Below are 14443 nucleotides of genomic sequence, written 5' to 3' on the forward strand. Positions count from 1 at the left end.
CTGATCGATCCGATCAGAGCATGTGGTTCTTCTTGAACTGCTGAATGGTCGCCTCCGGACGCCCCTCTTCCTTCTGCAGGCCGTAGGTCACTGTCTTGCCTTCGGGGCCGCCGCCGATGTCGGTGTAGCGGAAGATCGGCTCGCCCAGCTTGATCATGTCCTGCATGTCGCCATAGCGCTTGAACACGTAGATGCTGCCGTCCTGGCGCACTTCACCGTAGAACGGGTCAGCCGGTACCTGGGCGACCTTGAAGAAGCGGTAGGCGGCGATCTTGTCCAGGGCCTTGCCCTGATCCTCGGCACGCAGGGCCAGGATGACTTCCTGCCCTGCCGGATCCTTCTCTTCCAGCGGACGCAGGACCGGGGCCTGACCGGTCACGAGGAAGTCCTTGAACACCTGGTAATCGTCGAAGACGAATACCTGAGTTTCGCTACGCACCTGATACCAGTCCTCGTTGTTCAACGGCTCCGGCTTGGACGCCTGCATGGGCGCGGCGCAGGCGGCGAGGGTCGCGGCCAGCATGGCGATGGACAACGGTTTGAGGATGGACATGGCAACTCCTGATGGCTGTTGTAATGGCCGAGCAAGTTGCCGCAATTGCATGACGGGCGGATGAAGGGCCCGTGTCAGTTGCGTGACGACGGGCCCGGCGCGGCGATCAGCGCAGGAGTTTGCTTTCCAGCACTTCCGAGCCGCGGCCCATGACGTTCTCGCTGATCTCGATGAAGTCCTTGGTGCTGGCCTTGTCCAGGCGCATCAGGCCGCGGGTGACGTCGTCCAGCGAGCGCTGGTTGTCGGTGTTCTTGCGGATCTCGCGATCCAGCTCCTGCATCAGCAGCACGGCGCGAGCGGTGACCGGACCGGTGGAAGCCTCGGTGCGCAGGCTCTCGACCTTCTTGCTCCAGTTCAGCAGCTTCTTGCGGATGGCCTGGTAGCGGTCCTCGCTCATGCCGCCGGCGCGGCGTACCAGCTCGATGGCGTAGTACTCGGCCAGGCCCTCGCTGATCCAGTCGCTGTTGTCGGTGTCGCGGATGCGGCTGAACACGTGGACCAGCTCGTGCACCAGCGAACTGGTGCCGTTCTCGCTGACCAGCGGACGTTCGGCGTGGAAGAAGATCGAGTTGGGTGCCGACAGGCCGCCGCGCCACATGGGGTCGCCAGCGCCGACGATGAGCAGCTTGCCCGGGTCGCGCGGGAACACCGACTGGGCCTCGGGCCAGATGAAGGTCAGCAGGGTGAGCACATCCATGCGGCGCATGCCCTCGCCCACCGGCGCGGCCACGGTCACGTCGGTGTCGCCGAGCTGGGCGCGGCGGCTGCCGATCTTGCCGGCCAGGATCCAGCCGGTGGGACGGTCGAACTTGCGCGCCGGGTTGTCGATGCGGAACTTGTTCTCGCCGACCTTGGGCCAGCCGGTCTCCACGCCGTTCCAGCCCTTGGGCAGCTCGAACTGCAGGCGCGAGACCAGCTCGACCTTGTCGTCCTTGACCAGGTGCGCGCTGGGCACCAGGTCATCGCCGCGCACCAGGGCCCAGTCTGCGGTCATGCGCGCGTCGAACTTGTCGTTGCTGCGCGGGTGGTCGATGCGCACCTTGTAGCTCAGGCTGCTCTTGCCCTTGCCCGGCTGCCAGGTACCGCGCTCGGGGCTGTCCTGGGTCCAGGTGCCTTCGGCGCTGAAGTCGCTGTAGTAGCCCTTGTCGCCCAGGTCGAAGGTCAGGCTGCGGATCAGGTCGCCCTGCTCCAGGGTCAGGCTGACTTCGGCCAGGCCGCTGTCCGGCACGAAGCGCACCTGGTAATCCAGATCAACGCGCTTGGCCGCCCACAGGGGCGCACTCAGGCCGAGCAATAGGGTGGCGGTCAGCAACTTGCGGGCGGGCATCGAAAGGCTCCATGCGATGGGGGTAGCAACCTTGGACCCGCGCCGGAGGGAAAGGCTCAACCGGCGCGGAAGATCAGATGATCCTCCCAGTCTTCCTCGGCCACGCTGCCCTCGGCAAGCATGCGCCCGGACTGGGAAATGCGTTCGTGGTGCACGGCGTCGGGATCGCCGCAGACCAGATGATGCCAGAGCGGCAGGTCCTTGCCCTCGCTGACCAGGCGGTATGCACAGGTCGGCGGCAGCCACTTGAACTCGTCGGCCTGGGCCGGAGTGAGCTGCACGCAGTCCGGCACCTGGGCGCGGCGATTGGCGTAATCGCTGCAGCGGCAGGTCTTCAGGTCCAGCAGTTTGCAGGCGATGCGCGTGTAGTAGACGCTGCCGTCGTCCTCGTCTTCCAACTTCTGCAGGCAGCACAGGCCGCAGCCGTCGCACAGCGACTCCCACTCGTCCTGATCGAGCTGGGCGAGAGTCTTGCGTTTCCAGAAGGGTTGAACGATGGCGGCCATGGCGAGAGTACAGCGGGTAAAGGCGCGGCAGTCTAGCCGCAGACGAATCCGCGGCCAAGCGCAGCCCGTCAGTAGCCGCGGGCGAAGTCGACCTCGCCGCGCAACTGCTGGCCATCGCGGTAACGCTGCAGGTTGTCGAGAAACAGCGCAGCCATGGCCGCCGGCTCGGTGGGCGCCGAGCTGTGGCCGGTGAGTAGCAGACGCGGCGCATCCCAGAACGGATGACCGGCAGGCAACGGCTCCTCGCGACAGACGTCGATCACCGCCCCCGCCAGCCGCCCAGTGCGCAGGGCCGCTACCAGGTCGGCATCGACCACCGCCACACCGCGACCGGCATTGATGAACAGCGCCTCGGTGCGCATCCCGGCGAACAGCGCGGCGTCGTAGAGATCACGGGTGGCCGGGGTATCCGGCAGCACGTTGACCAGGCAATCGGCCCAGGCCGCCTGCTCGGCCAGGGCGTCCAGGCCATGCACTTCGGCGAAGGGCGCGATGGCCCGCGGCTGGCGGGCGATGCCGCGCAGCTCGACGCCGAACGGCGCCAGGAAGCGGGCGATGTCGCTACCGATATCGCCGGCCCCGACCACCAGCACCTTGCAGCCGCGCAGGCTCGGCGGTGCCTGGTTGTCCCAGCGCTGCTCGACCTGGCTGGCCAGGCGCGGCAACACGCGACGACGATGGGCCAGCAGGTAGGTCAGCACATACTCGGCCATCGGCTGGCCGAAGATGCCCACCGCGCGGGTCAGGCGATAGTCGCGCGGCAGGCCGATGCCCAGCAGCGGCGTGATGCCCGCCCAGGTGGATTGCAGCCAGTCCGGGCGCAGGCCCTGGCGCAACAGCGGCAGCAGCAGGTCCGGCTGACCGAGCCAGACCGGGCAGGCCTGCGCCTCGCCAGCAGCAGCCTGCTCACCGGTCAGCAGCTGCAGATCGGGCGCGGCGGCGCTCAGCAGCTCGGCGTAGCGGGCGTGGTCACGCTCCAGCAGGAGGACCCGCATCAGACCGGGTCGTTACGGCGCAGCAGTTCGTCCGGCAGGTGCTCGATGTATTCATCCTCCGGCGGCGGCATCTGCAGGTGATAGCCCTGCTTGTCGAGGTTCTCCAGCACCTGGGCGATGTCCTCGCGGGCCAGTTTCTTCTCCGGGGTGAGGATCATCTCGAAGCACAGCTGCGGCGCGCCGAACGCGGCCAGCAGGCCCTCGGGCACGCGCTTGAGGGCATCCGCCTTGAGCACGTAGAGGTACATCTCGTTCTTGCGCGGGCTCTTGTAGATGGAACAGATTTTCTTCATTGCAGTACGTCCAGCAGGGCTTGGCCCATCAGTTCACGGCGCCATCCGCGCAGGTTGTCCGGCAGCGTCCATGGGCCGTCGGGATAGCCACTCTTGAGCAGGGCTTCGAGGGATCTCTTGCGCAGCATCAGCTCGGGGGCGATCTGCAGGCGCTCGGCCTCGGCCTGGCCCACCGCGCGCAGCTTCTTCAGCAATGCGCCGGCCTCGATCGGCAGCGGCGCAGGCAGGGTTGCCGGCCACTGTTCCGGCGGCAGCGCGGCGGCCTCGCGGATCATGCGCAGGATGGTCTCGCCATCCTGGCGTACGGTGCGCGGGTGCATGTCTTCGATACGCGCCAGGGCCACGGTGTTGTCCGGCTGGAAGCGCGCCAGCGGCCACAGCGAATGCTCGCGCAAAATGCGGTTGCGCGGCTGGTTGCGCGCCCGCGCCTGGCGTTCGCGCCAGGCGCACAAGACGCGCAGCACGGCCAGCTGCTGGGACGACAGCTTCCAGGCCAGCTTGGATTCCAGGTAGGCCTGGTCCGGGTCGATCTCGCGACGCAGGTTGCTGACCAGCTCGGCGCCGTCTTCGAGAATCCAGGCCAGCTTGTCCGCTGACAGCCTGGGCAGCAGCGCCTGGTACAGCTCGGCCAGGTGCACGGCATCCTCGGCGGCGTAGCTGACCTGCGTCTCCGAGAGCGGGCGCTGCAGCCAGTCGGAACGGGTCTCGCCCTTGGGCAGCTCGATGTTCAGCACCTCCTGCACCAGGCGCGAGTAGCCCATGGAGAAGCCGATATTGAGGAAGCCGGCGGCCAGCTGGGTATCGAACAGCGGCTGCGGCAGCGCGCCGGTCAGGCGCAGGAAGACTTCCAGGTCCTCGCTGCAGGAGTGCAGCACCTTGGTCACGCTGCGGTCTTCCAGCAGCTCGGCGAAGGGCGTCCAGTCCTTCACTTTGAGCGGGTCGACCAGGTAGGCGCGCTGGCCGTCACCGACCTGCAGCAGGCCGGCGATGGGATAGAAGGTGTCGACCCGCATGAATTCGGTATCGAGGGCGACGAAGGGCAACTGCCGCCACTCGGCGCAATGACGCGCCAGGCTGGCGTCGTCGAGGATCCATTGAATATCGATGGCCACGCGGCACTCCTTGATTGATGCCGCGCAGTATATATGCCTGTGGCTGATACCGGGCATTCACGCCCCTCGCACTGGCAACTCCCGGCCCGCCAGCGTGTAAACTGCCGCGCATTCGCAAACCAGGGAAGAAACACAATGAAAAAGCTCCTCGGCCTCCTCGTGCTGGTCGGCCTGGCCATCGGCGCCTTCCTCTACATCACTCCCAGCCCCATCGCCCCGCTGGCCTGGAAACCTCAGACCGCGCCGCTGATGACCGGCGTGCTGGAGCCCAACGACACCCTGATGAAGGCCGAGCTGCTGGCCCAGGGGCAGATCCATGGCCCGGAAGATACGGCCGTGGATGCCCAGGGCCAGGTCTACGGCGGCCTGCATGACGGGCGCATCGTGCGCATCGGCGCGGACGGCAAGGCGGAAACCTTCGCCGCCACCGGCGGCCGCCCGCTGGGCATGGACTTCGATGCCCAGGGCAACCTGATCGTCGCCGACGCCTACAAGGGCCTGCTGCGCATCGACCCGCAGGGGCGCATCACGGTGCTGGCCACCGAGGCCGAGGGCGGCCCGTTCGTCTTCACCGATGACCTGGATATCGCCAGCGACGGGCGCATCTACTTCACCGACGCGTCCAGCAAGTTCCAGCAGCCGGACTACCTGCTCGACCTGCTCGAAGGCCGCCCCTATGGCCGCCTGATGGTGTTCGACCCGGCCAACGGCAAGACCCAGGTGCTGCTCAAGGACCTGTACTTCGCCAACGGCGTGGCCCTGTCGCAGAACGAAGACTTCGTGCTGGTCAACGAGACCTACCGCTACCGCATCCAGCGCTACTGGCTGAAGGGCGACAAGGCCGGCACCCACGACCTGTTCGCCGACAACCTGCCGGGCATGCCGGACAACCTGCAGGGCGACCGTGCCGGCACCTTCTGGGTGGCCCTGCCGACCCCGCGCAAGAGCGACGCCGATTTCCTCCAGGCCCAGCCCTGGATCAAGGCCCAGCTGGCCAAGCTGCCGCGCTCGCTGTGGCCGAAGCCGGCCTCCTACGGCCTGGCCATCGCCCTCAACGAGAAAGGCGAGATCGTGCAGAGCCTGCACGACACCAGCGGCACCCACCTGCGCATGGTCACCTCGGTGAAGCCGGTGGGCGATTACCTGTACCTGGGCAGCCTGGACAATGATCGGATCGGTAAGCTGAAGATCCGCTGATGATTCTCCCCTCTCCCCCTGGGAGAGGGGCCGGGGGTGAGGGGTTTGCTAGCAACAATCTTGTAACCCCCTCACCCCAGCCCTCTCCCAAAGGGAGAGGGAGAAAAAAAGCCCGCCATCTGGCGGGCTTTTTTCGTTCACACCGGCTGTTCGGTCAGCCTGGCCGGCAGCACGCTGGGCACCGGTTCACCCAGCAGGTCCTGCATGCTCAGGCGCACCTGGGCCATCAGCTCGGGCAACCGCTCGACGTCGTAGCGGCTGGCGTCGATCGGCGCGCCGATGTGCAGCTGCACCGGCAGGCCGAGATTGAAGCGCCAGGTGCGCGCCGGCAGCACCTCGGAGATGCCGCGGAAGACGATCGGCACTATCACCGCATTGGTATCCAGGGCCAGGTGGAAGCAGCCCTTCTTGAACGGCAGCAGCTGGCCGTCGCGAGAGCGGGTGCCCTCGGGCGCGGCCCACAGCACGATGCCGCTCTCCATCATGCGCTTGGCGTTTTCCAGGTCCTTCACCGCCTGCTGGCGATTGTGCCGGTCCACCGAGGGGAACTCGGCGGCGCGAATCGCCGCACCGAACACCGGGATGCCGAACAGCTCCTTCTTCGCCAGCATGCGGATCGACCCCGGCAGGGCGACGAAGCTGGCGGGGATGTCGTAATGGCTGGCGTGACTGCTGAGCAGGATGTAGCGGCGGCCGTCGTTGAAGTCGGGCATCGCGCCGTGCACGCTGAGGTTCATGCGCACCAGGCGCAGCAGCAGGCCCGACCAGCGGCGGGTGTAGCGATCCACGTCGGCACGCCGCAGGCGCCCGCTGACGGCGCGCAGCAACACCTTGCTGCAGTAGTAGAAGGTCACCAGCAGCGACCCCAGGACCACGCCGACGCGGCGGGCCAGGTTGGCGCTTTCGATGGCAGGATGCAGGCTGAGCATGGGGTTACCTCGTGTGGCGAACCGCAGTGAGAGTGCCAAAAGGCTCCCGGGTTCGCTTCTGGTTATTCGTGGCTGTCCTTATGATGCGTCTGGCCATGAATACGACACAGGAGGTCCCATGCCACTCGCCCAGCTGATCACCGCCGACCATCTGCACGCCCGCCTGCAGGAGCCGGGGCTGGTCATTCTCGACTGCCGCTTCGCCCTCGACGACCCGACCCATGGCGCCCGCAGCTACGGCGAGGGGCATATTCCCGGCGCCCGCTTCGCCGACCTGGAGCACGACCTCTCCTCGGCCAAGATCAAGGGCGTCACCGGCCGCCATCCGTTGCCCGAACCTGCCGCGCTGATCGACCGGCTGCGCGCCTGGGGCATCGACAACGACTCGCAGATCGCCCTGTACGACGACGGCCCCGGTGCCTTCGCCGCCCGCGCCTGGTGGCTGCTGGCCTGGCTGGGCAAGCGAGATGGCGTGTACCTGCTGGATGGCGGCCTCAAGGCCTGGAAGGAAGCCGGCCTGCCGCTGAGCACCGAGCTGCCGATGGTTGCCCCGGGGAATTTCCGCGGCCAGGCGGACGGCGCCCTGTTGCTGGACGCCGGGCAACTGCAGCAGCGCCTGGGCAACCCCGAGCTGACCCTGCTCGACGCCCGCGCCCTGCCCCGTTTCCGCGGCGAGACAGAGCCGCTGGACCCGGTGGCCGGCCATATTCCCGGCGCCCAGTGTGCGGTGTTCACCGACAATCTGGGTGGCGACGGCCGCTTCCTGCCGGCCGAGCAGCTGCGCGCGCGCTTCGACGGCCTCCGCGGATCACGCCCGGTGGAATCGCTGGTGGCCTATTGCGGCTCTGGCGTCACCGCCTGCCACAACCTGTTCGCCATGAGCCTGGCCGGCTACCCGCTGGCGCCGCTATACGCCGGCTCGTGGAGCGAATGGATCACCGATCCGACGCGGCCGGTGGCGACCGGCGACTGAGGAGCTACTGCAGACCGCGCAGCCGCTTGGGCGTCAGCCCCATGTAGCGGCGCATGGCCGTGGTCAGCGCACTTTGGCTGGAGAACCCGCATTCCTCGGCGATCCGCACCAGCGCCAGCGGGCTCTCGCGCAGCAGGCGCGCGGCGTGGTCGAGGCGGGCCTTGAGCAGGTACTGGTGCGGCGTCAGGCCGACGCTGTCCTTGAACTGGGCGTGGAAATGGCTCGGGCTGAGGCAGGCCACCTGGGCCAGTTCGATCACCGTGATCCGCCGTGCCAGGTGCTCGGCGATGTAGGCATCCAGCCGCCCCAGATCCAGATTGGCGATGGCGCCGCGTCCACTCTCACCGAACAGGCGCAGGTGCAGCGCGCGCAGCAGTACACCGCCGAGGGCGCGGGCCAGGTGCGGGTCGCTGCCATAGCGAGCCAGCTCCGCGCCGGCGTAGCTCAGCAGGTTCTGGAAATCGGCATCCAGGGTCGGATAGCGCGGGCTCTCGAACAGCTCGGCGAGCAGGCTGAGGTCTTCCGGCGAGGTATCGCGTTCGTCCAGATCGAGAATCAGCATGCGGTTGTCGCCCATGCCGGCGAACTGGTGATCGGCATCGCCCGGCACCAGGCAGGCGCGCATGCGGCTGACTTCGCCACCACGGCCACTGACCTCGAATTCCGCGCGCCCGGACAGCGACATCACCAGTTGGTGATAGTCATGGGCGTGTTCGTGGGCCTGGCTATCCAGGCATGCGAGGCGGGCATTGAGCATGGCGATGCACCAAGCGAAGCGAGGGTTGCACTTTAACCAGTTAAGCCGCAAAGAGGCAGTAGCACCGACAAATGGCATCGGTTGCACCTTCACAAGAAAAGGCGCAACCAAACAACAGGATTGAAATACCGGCGCCCTCGCCCCATCTAAACCGCATCATCGATCGACTGAACAGGGCCGCCATGAGCGATCAGGACAACAGCTCCGACTACAGTTCCGAGTACATCGAGGCCGAGGCGCACCGCCAGGCCACCCACCTCGCCCTGCCCGGCCAGACGCTGCCGGACAAGCTCTACGTGCTGCCCATCCACAACCGGCCGTTCTTCCCGGCCCAGGTGCTGCCGGTGATCGTCAGCGAGGAACACTGGACCGAGACCCTGGAGCTGGTGGCCAATACCGAGCACAAGTGCCTGGCGCTGTTCTACGTCGACCAGCCGGTGACCGACCCGCGCCATTTCGATACCGCCTCCCTGCCCGAACACGGCACGCTGGTGAAGATCCACCAGGCCAGCCGGGTGGACGGCAAGCTGCAGTTCGTCGCCCAGGGCCTGAGCCGGGTCAAGGTCCGCGGCTGGCTCAAGCGCCATCGCCCGCCCTACCTGGCCGAAGTCGAGTATCCATCGAGCGCCAACGACCAGCGCGACGAGGTCAAGGCCTACGGCATGGCGCTGATCAACGCGATCAAGGAACTGCTGCCGCTCAACCCGCTGTACAGCGAAGAGCTGAAGAACTACCTCAACCGCTTCAGCCCCAACGACCCGTCGCCGCTGACCGACTTCGCCGCCGCCCTGACCACCGCACCAGCAGGTGTACTGCAGGAAGTGCTGGATACCGTGCCGGTCCTCAAGCGCATGGAGAAGGTGCTGCCGCTGCTGCGCAAGGAAGTGGAAGTCGCGCGCTTGCAGAACGAGCTGTCCGCCGAGGTGGACCGCAAGATCGGCCAGCACCAGCGCGAATTCTTCCTCAAGGAACAGCTCAAGGTGATCCAGCAGGAGCTGGGCATCACCAAGGATGACCGTAGCGCCGATGCCGACGAGTTCCGCGCACGTCTGGCCGGCAAGACCCTGCCCGAGCAGGCGAAGAAGCGCATCGACGAGGAGTTGCATAAACTGGCGATCCTGGAAACCGGCTCGCCCGAATACGCCGTGACCCGCAACTACCTGGACTGGGCCACCGCCCTGCCCTGGGGCGTGTTCGGCCAGGACAAGCTCGACCTGGGGCACGCGCGCAAGGTGCTGGACAAGCATCACGCCGGCATGGACGACATCAAGGCGCGCATCACCGAGTTCCTCGCCGTCGGCGCCTTCAAGGGCGAGATCTCCGGCAGCATCGTGCTGCTGGTCGGCCCGCCCGGCGTGGGCAAGACCAGCATCGGCAAGTCCATCGCCGAATCCCTCGGCCGGCCGTTCTACAGGTTCAGTGTGGGCGGTATGCGCGACGAGGCGGAGATCAAGGGCCACCGCCGCACCTACATCGGCGCCATGCCCGGCAAGCTGGTGCAGGCGCTGAAGGAAGCCGAGGTGATGAACCCGGTGATCATGCTCGACGAGATCGACAAGATGGGCGCCAGCTACCAGGGCGACCCGGCCTCGGCGCTGCTGGAGACCCTCGACCCGGAGCAGAACGTCGAATTCCTCGACCACTACCTGGACCTGCGCCTGGACCTGTCCAAGGTGCTGTTCGTGTGCACCGCCAACACTCTCGACTCCATCCCCGGGCCGCTGCTCGACCGCATGGAGGTGATCCGCCTGTCCGGCTACATTGCCGAGGAAAAACTGGCCATCGCCAAGCGTCACCTGTGGCCGCGCCAGCTGCAAAAGGCCGGGGTGAGCAAGAGCCAGCTGAGTATCAGCGATGCGGCGCTGAAAGGCGTGATCGAGGGCTACGCCCGCGAGGCCGGGGTGCGCCAGCTGGAGAAGCAGCTGGGCAAACTGGTGCGCAAGGCGGTGGTCAAGCTGCTGGATAACCCTGGCAGTCAGGTGAAGATTGCCCCACGCGACCTGGAGGCCTACCTGGGCATGCCGGTGTTTCGCGGCGAGCAGGTACTCAACGGCACCGGCGTGATTACCGGCCTGGCCTGGACCAGCATGGGCGGCGCCACCTTGCCGATCGAGGCCACGCGCATCCATACCCTGAACCGCGGCTTCAAGCTCACCGGCCAGCTCGGCGACGTGATGAAGGAGTCGGCGGAGATCGCCTACAGCTACATCGGCGCCCACCTGAAGAAGTTCGGCGGCGATGCGACCTTCTTCGACAAGGCCTTCGTCCATCTGCACGTACCGGAAGGCGCCACGCCCAAGGACGGCCCCAGCGCCGGTATCAGCATGGCCAGCGCCCTGCTCTCCCTGGCCCGCAACCAGGCGCCGAAGAAGGGCGTAGCCATGACCGGCGAGCTGACCCTCACCGGCCAGGTGCTGGCCATCGGCGGGGTGCGCGAGAAGGTGATCGCCGCAAGGCGGCAGAAGATCTTCGAGCTGATCCTGCCCGAGGCCAATCGCGGCGACTTCGCCGAGCTGCCGGACTACCTCAAGGAAGGGCTGACCGTGCACTTCGCCAGGCGCTACTCGGAGGTGGCCAAGGTGCTGTTCGGCTGATTCTCAGGTCGGTGAAGTCCTTACAGCCGCGTATGGGCTTAACCCACCCTAGCCGCGCCCTCTCGCCCGCACGCGGAGCCAGCGGCTATGCTGTGCGAGTTTTCGATCGACAGGAGTCCGCCATGAACCGTGCCCACCGCCTGCTGCTGCCTTGCAGCCTCGCCCTGCTCGCCGCCTGCACCCCGCAGCCGAAACCCAGCGTGAGCGTGGAAGAGAAGCAGCTCGGCAAATGCCCGATGGAGCTGCACAGTGGCCAGACCCTGAACATCACCCTGCCGAGCAATCCCACCACCGGTTTTCGCTGGGTAGTGGCCGATGCCGCACCCGGCGTTCTGCGCAGCCTGGGCAAGGAGGTTTACGTGACGCCGGAGGACGCTGGGCTGGTGGGCGCCGGCGGCCAGTCCACCTGGCGCTACCAGGCCTATCAGCCCGGCACGGGCCGCCTGCTGATGCAGTATCGGCGTCCCTGGGAAGCGGAAGTGAAGCCGGCCAAGATCATCGACTGCAAGATCGAAGTGCGCTGAGCGGCATAACCATGGCCAGGGTACGTCTGCCCAAGAACCTTGGTGATTGCGAAATCATCACCACCAAAGCTGGCAGCCCTGCCATCTGGAATCGCAAGTCCGGAAAGAATCGTTTTCTGGTCGCCTGCCGCAATCTCGAAGAGGCCGAGCAAGTTCTGCAGAGAATCAAGGAAAGCGACAAGCAAGAAGAAATCTGGCTTTAGCAATTGACGCGATAAAGCACCTCGCCTGGCACTTGATGCACTGGCCTCGACCCACGCGATGGCAATAATGGCGCAAACAACAAGAGAGCCCCGCCATGCGCCCACTATTGCTGATCGCCGCCCTCGCCGGCGTCGCCCTGTTCCTGCTCGGCCTGCACCTCGAACTCAAGTGGCTGATGCTGCTGAGCAAGCCACTGCCGATGCTCTGTCTGCTGATCTGGCTGCGCCAGGCGCCCGCCGGCGCCTACCGGCGCTGGATCGCCATTGGTCTGGGACTGTCGTTGCTGGGTGACATGCTGCTGCAGTGGCCGGCCGACCTGTTCGTGTTCGGTCTGGGCGCCTTCCTGCTCGCCCACCTGGCCTATCTGGTGGCTTACCTGAGCGACACACGCCGCCTGGCGCCGATGGACCTGCTGCTAGCAGTCCTGGCGGCCGGCGGCACGTTCTTAGTGCTGGCCGGCGCCGGCCTCGGGCCACTGCTGTTGCCGGTGGCGCTGTACAGCCTGGCCATCGGCGCGATGCTGTGGCGGGCGCTGGCGCGGATCGGCGTGGTGGGTAGCACCTCGGCTTGGCTGGCGGCAGGCGGTGCGGCGCTGTTCGTGCTGTCGGACAGCCTGATCGGCATCAATCGCTTCGTCGCACCGTTCGAGGGCGCCAGTTACGCCATCATCCTCAGCTACTGGCTGGGGCAGCTCGGCATCACCGCCTCGGCGGTGGCCCTGCTCGCCCGACCGGCTCAGCTGGAAGGTGTCTCCTCGGCGCCATCCATTTCCCGACGATAGACGCACAGGCGGTTACGCCCGCCGCGCTTGGCCTGATACAGGGCCAGGTCGGCGGCGTGCAGCAGGGCGTCCATCTGCTCGCCGTCCAGCGGGAACCAGGCCAGGCCGAGGGAAATATTGATCGGTCCCAGGGGCTGGCCGCCGTAGCGCACCTGCAGGCGACTGACCGCCAGCCGCAGAGACTCGCAGCGCTCAATGGCATCCTCGCGGCTGATCTCCGGCATCACCAGGCAGAACTCTTCGCCGCCATAGCGGCAGGCCAGGTCGCTGGTACGCACGCTGCGCTTCATCTCCATGGCCAGATGGCGCAGCACCAGGTCGCCGGCCTCGTGGCCAAAGGTGTCGTTGAAGCGCTTGAAGTGGTCCACATCGAGCAGCACCACGGCCACCGGCGATTGCTTGCGCGAGGCCCGCAGCAGTTCGCGGCGCAGGGTCTCGTCGAGGAAGCGGCGGTTGTGCAGGCCGGTCAGTGCGTCCACCAGCGACTGCTGGCGCAGGCTCTCGCGCAGCGACAGATTGGATACACCCAGCGACACCTGCTCGGCGAAGGCCTCGGCCAGCTCCAGGTCGGCGGCTTGCTCGCCGCTCAGGGTCAGCACGCCCAGCGGCTCGCCCTGGGCCATCAGCGGCACGCAGATATAGCCATGCTCGACCAGGGGCGTGCCCAGCAGATGCGGGCACAGCAGGTCCTTGCCGGGGTCCGCCACCTGATGAGTCTGGCCGCGACGGATGGCCCAGCACGAATGCGGCTCGAACAGATCCATGTCCTGCGGCCAGTCGCCCCAATGAGCCACGCTTTCCAGCACGTCGCGCGAAGGATGGTAGAGCGTCAGGCTGCCGGCATTGCGCGGGAACAGCTGAGCGGCGAAGCGACCGATGATGCCGTAGCACTCGTCGAAACTGTTGATCGAATGCAACGCACCGGCCATGCGGCTGAGCAGCGATATCTGGCGATTGCGCAGTTCCAGGCGCTGCATGCCACTGGACAGCTGCTCACTCAGGTTGCGCAGACTGTTGCGGGCGGCGCGGCCTTCCTTGAGCGTGCGGAAGGTGAAATGGAACAGCAGGGCGATCAGCAGCAGGTCGAGCAGGCCGATTACGACCAGCCCACCCACCAGCGCACGTTGCTGCCACTCGCGGCGTTGTTCGAGTATCTGCAGACGCACATTCAAGTCGGCCTGCATCTCGCTACTGAAAATGCGCAGTGCGTCCATCAGCTGCTTGCCCTTGCCAGTGGAGATACGTGCCACGGCGGCATCCATCCCCGCCTGGCGGCGCACATCGACTATGCCCTGCAGGTAGCTGCGCTGCTCGGCAATCACCGGCTTCAATCTGTCCAGGTGGTGCTTGAGCTGCGCATCCTCGACCGCGCTCTGCTCAAGCACCAGCAGCAGACGGTCCACTTCGGAAAAACCCAGGTAGAGCGGCGAGAGGAAATCGTCACGGCCGGTGATGACGAAGCCACGCTGCCCGGTCTCCCCGTCGGTCAGGGCCGCCAGCAGTAGCTGGCTGTTCGCCAACAGTTTCTCCTCCTGCTCATAGCGAACCTGGGTGGCGTTGACCCAGCGCTCACCGAAGAGCGGCACCAGCAGGTTCAGGCAGAGCATCAGGATGGCAAGTATGAAACCGGCCTGGAGTCGGGTTGCTGTCCGCATTTCCATTCCTTATCGGGCAGATAGCACAAGAGTAACCCCTGCA

General features: G+C 66.4%; 15 protein-coding genes. 6 read left to right on the top strand and 9 right to left on the bottom strand.

Features of this window, described 5'->3' with window-relative positions; all coding sequences use genetic code 11:
- Positions 1-13: 13 nt before the first annotated feature.
- The 6 genes from OH686_RS05180 to rnd all read right to left on the bottom strand — a co-directional run bounded on the left by OH686_RS05180 (position 14) and on the right by rnd (position 4786).
- A complete protein-coding gene (locus OH686_RS05180) occupies positions 14-553 on the bottom strand; it encodes a hypothetical protein (RefSeq protein WP_289536604.1) in 540 nt (179 codons plus the stop codon).
- A 106-nt stretch (positions 554-659) separates the two neighbouring features.
- Positions 660-1880, bottom strand: a complete 1221-nt coding sequence (locus OH686_RS05185; RefSeq protein WP_289536606.1) for a hypothetical protein — start codon at positions 1878-1880, stop codon at positions 660-662.
- A 56-nt stretch (positions 1881-1936) separates the two neighbouring features.
- Positions 1937-2386 carry a YcgN family cysteine cluster protein gene (locus OH686_RS05190; RefSeq protein WP_137972334.1) on the bottom strand — a complete coding sequence of 150 codons (450 nt, stop codon included), beginning with the start codon at positions 2384-2386 and terminating at the stop codon, positions 1937-1939.
- A 68-nt stretch (positions 2387-2454) separates the two neighbouring features.
- Positions 2455-3381 carry a D-2-hydroxyacid dehydrogenase gene (locus tag OH686_RS05195; protein ID WP_289536608.1) on the bottom strand — a complete coding sequence of 309 codons (927 nt, stop codon included), beginning with the start codon at positions 3379-3381 and terminating at the stop codon, positions 2455-2457.
- Entirely contained in the window at positions 3381-3674 is a 294-nt protein-coding gene (locus OH686_RS05200) for a YcgL domain-containing protein (RefSeq protein ID WP_137972332.1), read from the bottom strand. The genes OH686_RS05195 and OH686_RS05200 overlap by 1 nt, the downstream gene beginning before the upstream one ends.
- Entirely contained in the window at positions 3671-4786 is a 1116-nt protein-coding gene (gene rnd, locus OH686_RS05205) for a ribonuclease D (protein ID WP_289536611.1), read from the bottom strand. Before rnd ends, OH686_RS05200 begins: the two co-directional genes overlap by 4 nt.
- A 135-nt stretch (positions 4787-4921) precedes the next feature.
- Here rnd and OH686_RS05210 point away from each other — a divergent pair, with 135 nt between their 5' ends.
- Positions 4922-5983 (top strand): SMP-30/gluconolactonase/LRE family protein, encoded by a 1062-nt coding sequence (locus OH686_RS05210; protein WP_289536612.1) that lies wholly within the window; start codon positions 4922-4924, stop codon positions 5981-5983.
- Positions 5984-6120: 137 nt separating this feature from the next.
- Here OH686_RS05210 and OH686_RS05215 read toward each other — a convergent pair whose 3' ends face one another.
- Positions 6121-6912: a lysophospholipid acyltransferase family protein gene (locus OH686_RS05215; RefSeq protein ID WP_289536613.1), complete on the bottom strand. Its 792-nt coding sequence runs from the start codon at positions 6910-6912 to the stop codon at positions 6121-6123.
- Between the two features lie 118 nt (positions 6913-7030).
- Between OH686_RS05215 and OH686_RS05220 the strand changes: the two genes are divergently transcribed.
- Positions 7031-7885: a sulfurtransferase gene (locus OH686_RS05220; protein ID WP_289536614.1), complete on the top strand. Its 855-nt coding sequence runs from the start codon at positions 7031-7033 to the stop codon at positions 7883-7885.
- A gap of 4 nt (positions 7886-7889) precedes the next feature.
- On the opposite strand, the gene OH686_RS05225 is transcribed toward OH686_RS05220, so the two are convergent.
- Complete coding sequence (locus OH686_RS05225) at positions 7890-8642, bottom strand: helix-turn-helix transcriptional regulator (RefSeq protein ID WP_289536615.1); 753 nt, start codon at positions 8640-8642, stop codon at positions 7890-7892.
- A 182-nt stretch (positions 8643-8824) separates the two neighbouring features.
- Here OH686_RS05225 and lon point away from each other — a divergent pair, with 182 nt between their 5' ends.
- The 4 genes from lon to OH686_RS05245 all read left to right on the top strand — a co-directional run bounded on the left by lon (position 8825) and on the right by OH686_RS05245 (position 12745).
- On the top strand, positions 8825-11236 hold the full coding sequence (gene lon / locus OH686_RS05230; RefSeq protein ID WP_289536617.1) for an endopeptidase La: 2412 nt from the start codon (positions 8825-8827) through the stop codon (positions 11234-11236).
- A 122-nt stretch (positions 11237-11358) separates the two neighbouring features.
- On the top strand, positions 11359-11760 hold the full coding sequence (locus OH686_RS05235) for a protease inhibitor I42 family protein (RefSeq protein ID WP_289536619.1): 402 nt from the start codon (positions 11359-11361) through the stop codon (positions 11758-11760).
- An 11-nt stretch (positions 11761-11771) separates the two neighbouring features.
- Positions 11772-11963, top strand: a complete 192-nt coding sequence (locus tag OH686_RS05240) for a hypothetical protein (RefSeq protein ID WP_289536621.1) — start codon at positions 11772-11774, stop codon at positions 11961-11963.
- A gap of 95 nt (positions 11964-12058) precedes the next feature.
- A complete protein-coding gene (locus OH686_RS05245; RefSeq protein ID WP_289536622.1) occupies positions 12059-12745 on the top strand; it encodes a lysoplasmalogenase in 687 nt (228 codons plus the stop codon).
- Here OH686_RS05245 and OH686_RS05250 read toward each other — a convergent pair.
- Entirely contained in the window at positions 12700-14400 is a 1701-nt protein-coding gene (locus tag OH686_RS05250) for a diguanylate cyclase (RefSeq protein WP_289536623.1), read from the bottom strand. The two genes, OH686_RS05245 and OH686_RS05250, sit on opposite strands and share 46 nt — an antisense overlap.
- Positions 14401-14443 lie beyond the last annotated feature (43 nt).

The sequence above is a fragment of the Pseudomonas sp. SO81 genome, assembly GCF_030374125.1.
Lineage (GTDB): Bacteria > Pseudomonadota > Gammaproteobacteria > Pseudomonadales > Pseudomonadaceae > Aquipseudomonas.